The sequence below is a fragment of the Lysobacter sp. CFH 32150 genome (assembly GCF_022758295.1).
GTDB lineage: Bacteria > Pseudomonadota > Gammaproteobacteria > Xanthomonadales > Xanthomonadaceae > CFH-32150.
The window spans coordinates 1-5,607 of the sequence record NZ_JALDWJ010000016.1 but is presented as its reverse complement, the minus strand read 5'-3'; the positions used below and the strand labels follow the sequence as shown (position 1 = coordinate 5,607).

The window sequence follows — 5,607 nt, the reverse complement described above, 5'->3', positions numbered from 1 at the left end:
ACCCTGCAGCGTGAGCTACGGGGTTTTGGATAAAGGCCCTGGCGATGACCTACTCTCGCAGGCACGCGGGCCGGGGTGGGTGGTGCCGCACGTACAAAGAAGAAGGCCCGTCCTTGCGGACGGGCCTTCGGAGAAATGCTCAGCGATGACCTACTCTCGCATGCGGATGCACACTACCATCGGCGCGGCTGCGTTTCACTTCCGAGTTCGGGATGGGATCGGGTGGTGCCACAGCGCTATTGTCACTGAGCAAGCTGGTGAAGCGGCGCGATGCGCCTGCTTGCATAAGGGGGACGTAGCGATCGTTGTTACATTGGTTCGAATGCCATCGACGTGTTGTCGAGGGTAAGTGCTTGGCGTCAGCCAAGTTGACTTGAGGTGATATGGTCAAGCCACACGGATCATTAGTACAGGTTAGCTCAACACATTGCTGTGCTTACACACCCTGCCTATCAACCACCTAGTCTTGATGGTTCCTTTAGGAGACTAAAGTCTCGGGAGATCTCATCTTGAGGCGCGCTTCCCGCTTAGATGCTTTCAGCGGTTATCGCTTCCGATCGTAGCTACCCGGCAATGCCACTGGCGTGACAACCGGAACACCAGGGGATCGTCCACTCCGGTCCTCTCGTACTAGGAGCAGCCCCTCTCAAATCTCCAACGCCCACGACAGATAGGGACCGAACTGTCTCACGACGTTCTGAACCCAGCTCGCGTACCACTTTAAATGGCGAACAGCCATACCCTTGGGACCGACTACAGCCCCAGGATGTGATGAGCCGACATCGAGGTGCCAAACACCGCCGTCGATATGAACTCTTGGGCGGTATCAGCCTGTTATCCCCGGAGTACCTTTTATCCGTTGAGCGATGGCCCTTCCATACAGAACCACCGGATCACTAAGACCTACTTTCGTACCTGCTTGAGCCGTCGCTCTTGCAGTCAAGCACGCTTATGCCTTTGCACACAGTGCGCGATGTCCGACCGCGCTGAGCGTACCTTCGTGCTCCTCCGTTACTCTTTGGGAGGAGACCGCCCCAGTCAAACTACCCACCATACATGGTCCCCGATCCGGATTACGGACCTAGGTTAGAACGTCAAGCACATCAGGGTGGTATTTCAAGGTTGCCTCCGCCCCGGCTAGCGCCAGGGTTTCATAGGCTCCCACCTATCCTACACAGACGAACTCAACGTTCAATGTAAAGCTATAGTAAAGGTTCACGGGGTCTTTCCGTCTTGCCGCGGGAACGCTGCATCTTCACAGCGATTTCAATTTCACTGAGTCTCGGGTGGAGACAGCGCCGCTGTCGTTACGCCATTCGTGCAGGTCGGAACTTACCCGACAAGGAATTTCGCTACCTTAGGACCGTTATAGTTACGGCCGCCGTTTACTGGGGCTTCGATCAAGAGCTTCGCCTTGCGGCTGACCCCATCAATTAACCTTCCAGCACCGGGCAGGCGTCACACCCTATACGTCCACTTTCGTGTTTGCAGAGTGCTGTGTTTTTGATAAACAGTCGCAGCGGCCTGGTCACTGCGGCCCCTCTCAGCTATAGCTCGCATGAGCCACCAAGAAGGGCGCACCTTCTCCCGAAGTTACGGTGCCATGTTGCCTAGTTCCTTCACCCGAGTTCTCTCAAGCGCCTTAGAATTCTCATCCTGCCCACCTGTGTCGGTTTACGGTACGGTCTGCGTAAGCTGAAGCTTAGGGACTTTTCCTGGAAGCGTGGTATCGGTGACTTCGCCCGAAGGCTCGTCTCGCTGCTCGGTGTTAAAGGGTCCCGGATTTGCCAAAGACCCACACCTACCTGCTTTCCCCGGGACAACCAACGCCCGGTACACCTAACCTTCTCCGTCCTCCCATCGCACTTACGCGAGGTGCTGGAATATTAACCAGCTTCCCATCGACTACGCATTTCTGCCTCGCCTTAGGGGCCGACTCACCCTGCGCCGATGAACGTTGCGCAAGGAAACCTTGGGCTTTCGGCGTGGAGGCTTTTCACCCCCATTATCGTTACTCATGTCAGCATTCGCACTTCCGATACCTCCAGCAGACTTCTCAATCCACCTTCATCGGCTTACGGAACGCTCCTCTACCGCGCATACAAAGTATGCACCCCAAGCTTCGGTTCACTGCTTAGCCCCGTTAAATCTTCCGCGCAGACCGACTCGACCAGTGAGCTATTACGCTTTCTTTAAAGGGTGGCTGCTTCTAAGCCAACCTCCTGGCTGTCTGTGCCTTTCCACATCGTTTTCCACTTAGCAGTGAATTTGGGACCTTAGCTGTGGGTCTGGGTTGTTTCCCTTTTCACGACGAACGTTAGCACCCGCCGTGTGTCTCCCGGATAGTCCGTCTTGGTATTCGGAGTTTGCCATGGTTTGGTAAGTCGCAATGACCCCCTAGCCATAACAGTGCTCTACCCCCAAGAGGATTCGTCCGAGGCGCTACCTAAATAGCTTTCGAGGAGAACCAGCTATCTCCGGGTTCGATTAGCTTTTCACTCCTAATCACACCTCATCCCCTACTTTTGCAACAGGAGTGGGTTCGGGCCTCCAGTTGATGTTACTCAACCTTCACCCTGGGCATGACTAGATCACCCGGTTTCGGGTCTACTGCCTGCGACTATGCGCCCTTATCAGACTCGGTTTCCCTTCGCCTCCCCTATACGGTTAAGCTCGCCACAAACAGTAAGTCGCTGACCCATTATACAAAAGGTACGAAGTCACCCACGAAGGGCTCCTTCTGCTTGTACGCACACGGTTTCAGGGTCTATTTCACTCCCTTCACCAGGGTTCTTTTCGCCTTTCCCTCACGGTACTGGTTCACTATCGGTCGGTCAGGAGTATTTAGCCTTGGAGGATGGTCCCCCCATGTTCAGACAGGGTTTCACGTGCCCCGCCCTACTCAATTTCATCTGCATGGCCCTTTCGCATACTGGGCTGTCACCGTCTACGGCCACCCTTTCCAGAGTGTTTTGCTAAAACCACACAGACTTTTGGGCTAGTCCCCGTTCGCTCGTCGCTACTTAGGGAATCTCGGTTGATTTCTTTTCCTCCGGGTACTTAGATATTTCAGTTCCCCGGGTTCGCTTCCAACAGCTATGTATTCACTGTTGAATACTCCTTGCGGAGTGGGTTTCCCCATTCGGACATTGCCGGATCAAAGCTTGTTGCCAGCTCCCCGACACTTTTCGCAGGCTGCCACGTCCTTCATCGCCTCTGACCGCCAAGGCATCCACCGTGTGCGCTTATTCGCTTGACCATATCACCCCAAGTCGCCTCGGGAGATACGTCGTTGCGAATATCAACGACTATCACACTTCAATTTCATAAAAGTAGCTCGCGCTACTTCGCCTTAGCCTCTCGACACGTCATGGACATTCTCTCCAAAACGCTCGCTACGTCCCGATTGTCAAAGAACACGGCATCGCCTCAACGCGATGCCGCTTCAGATCTTTGTGTGCGCAATTGTCATTCAGAGTGGTGGGTCTGGGAGGACTCGAACCACCGGCCTCACCCTTATCAGGGGTGCGCTCTAACCACCTGAGCTACAGACCCAAGAGATATGTCCTTGGTTGCCAGATGGTGGAGCTTGTCGGGATCGAACCGACGACCCCCTGCTTGCAAAGCAGGTGCTCTCCCAGCTGAGCTAAAGCCCCATGCTTCAAGACAGGCTGCTAAGCCCATGAAACGGGACGCTCCCGCAGTAACTCTCGTTACCGGGAACTCTGAATGCAGGTCACTTGTGCGGACGTCTGGACGAGCAATTTGCTGTCTTTAGTCTCTAAAGGAGGTGATCCAGCCGCACCTTCCGATACGGCTACCTTGTTACGACTTCACCCCAGTCATCGGCCACACCGTGGCAAGCGCCCCCCTTGCGGTTAAGCTACCTGCTTCTGGTGCAACAAACTCCCATGGTGTGACGGGCGGTGTGTACAAGGCCCGGGAACGTATTCACCGCAGCAATGCTGATCTGCGATTACTAGCGATTCCGACTTCATGGAGTCGAGTTGCAGACTCCAATCCGGACTGAGAAAAGGTTTCTGGGATTGGCTCCCCCTCGCGGGATTGCAGCCCTCTGTCCTTTCCATTGTAGTACGTGTGTAGCCCTGGCCGTAAGGGCCATGATGACTTGACGTCATCCCCACCTTCCTCCGGTTTGTCACCGGCGGTCTCCTTAGAGTTCCCACCATTACGTGCTGGCAACTAAGGACAAGGGTTGCGCTCGTTGCGGGACTTAACCCAACATCTCACGACACGAGCTGACGACAGCCATGCAGCACCTGTCTCACGGTTCCCGAAGGCACCAATCCATCTCTGGAAAGTTCCGTGGATGTCAAGGCCAGGTAAGGTTCTGCGCGTTGCATCGAATTAAACCACATACTCCACCGCTTGTGCGGGCCCCCGTCAATTCCTTTGAGTTTCAGTCTTGCGACCGTACTCCCCAGGCGGCGAACTTAACGCGTTAGCTTCGATACTGAGTGCCTAGTTGCACCCAACATCCAGTTCGCATCGTTTAGGGCGTGGACTACCAGGGTATCTAATCCTGTTTGCTCCCCACGCTTTCGTGCCTCAGTGTCAGTGCTGGTCCAGGCAGTCGCCTTCGCCACAGATGTTCCTCCCGATCTCTACGCATTTCACTGCTACACCGGGAATTCCACTGCCCTCTACCGCACTCTAGCTCGCCAGTATCCAATGCCATTCCCAGGTTGAGCCCAGGGCTTTCACATCAGACTTAACAAACCACCTACGCACGCTTTACGCCCAGTAATTCCGAGTAACGCTTGCACCCTTCGTATTACCGCGGCTGCTGGCACGAAGTTAGCCGGTGCTTATTCTTCCGGTACCGTCATCATCCCCGGGTATTAACCGAAGACTTTTCTTTCCGGACAAAAGGGCTTTACAACCCGAAGGCCTTCTTCACCCACGCGGCATGGCTGGATCAGGCTTGCGCCCATTGTCCAATATTCCCCACTGCTGCCTCCCGTAGGAGTCTGGACCGTGTCTCAGTTCCAGTGTGGCTGATCATCCTCTCAGACCAGCTACGGATCGTCGCCTTGGTGGGCCTTTACCCCGCCAACTAGCTAATCCGACATGGGCTCATCCAATCGCGCGACGCCTTGCGGTCCGCCGCTTTCACCTCTCGGTCGTATGCGGTATTAGCGTAAGTTTCCCTACGTTATCCCCCACGACAGGGTAGATTCCCATGTATTCCTCACCCGTCCGCCACTCGCCACCCACCGGATTGCTCCGGCTGTGCTGCCGTTCGACTTGCATGTGTTAGGCCTGCCGCCAGCGTTCACTCTGAGCCAGGATCAAACTCTTCACTTAAGTATTACGAATCCAGTCCGAAGACCTTCATCTATGCTTTGAGTGCAGACTTCGCCCCAGGCTTGAAATCACTCGCTGGCTGAACCCTTTCAGGTTCGCCATTTGAATTGACTTGTTGCTCTGTTACGAACGTCTGCAAGATGGACAACCATCCACCCGCCAGACGCCCGCACAAGTCACCTGCGCACACTGTCAAAGATCGTGAGAGAGGCCTCAGCGCCTACCCCCGTGGCCCGCACCTAAGTGCTGAACCGAGCCGCACATCATACAGCCCTTTCC

At 55.1% G+C, this 5,607-nt stretch carries 2 tRNA genes and 3 rRNA genes; all 5 read right to left on the bottom strand.

The features are described from left to right. Window positions 1-137 precede the first annotated feature (137 nt). The 5 genes from rrf to MO486_RS16340 all read right to left on the bottom strand — a co-directional run bounded on the left by rrf (window position 138) and on the right by MO486_RS16340 (window position 5,328). Window positions 138-250 (bottom strand): 5S ribosomal RNA (gene rrf / locus MO486_RS16360). 133 nt (window positions 251-383) lie between these two features. After that, a 23S ribosomal RNA gene (locus MO486_RS16355) occupies window positions 384-3,259 on the bottom strand. Window positions 3,260-3,478: 219 nt separating this feature from the next. After that, window positions 3,479-3,555, bottom strand: a tRNA-Ile gene (locus tag MO486_RS16350). A gap of 25 nt (window positions 3,556-3,580) precedes the next feature. Continuing rightward, window positions 3,581-3,656 (bottom strand) — tRNA-Ala (locus MO486_RS16345). A gap of 127 nt (window positions 3,657-3,783) precedes the next feature. Continuing rightward, window positions 3,784-5,328, bottom strand: a 16S ribosomal RNA gene (locus tag MO486_RS16340). Together the 16S, 23S and 5S rRNA genes with 2 tRNA genes alongside form the textbook arrangement of a ribosomal RNA operon. Between the last annotated feature and the right edge of the window lie 279 nt (window positions 5,329-5,607).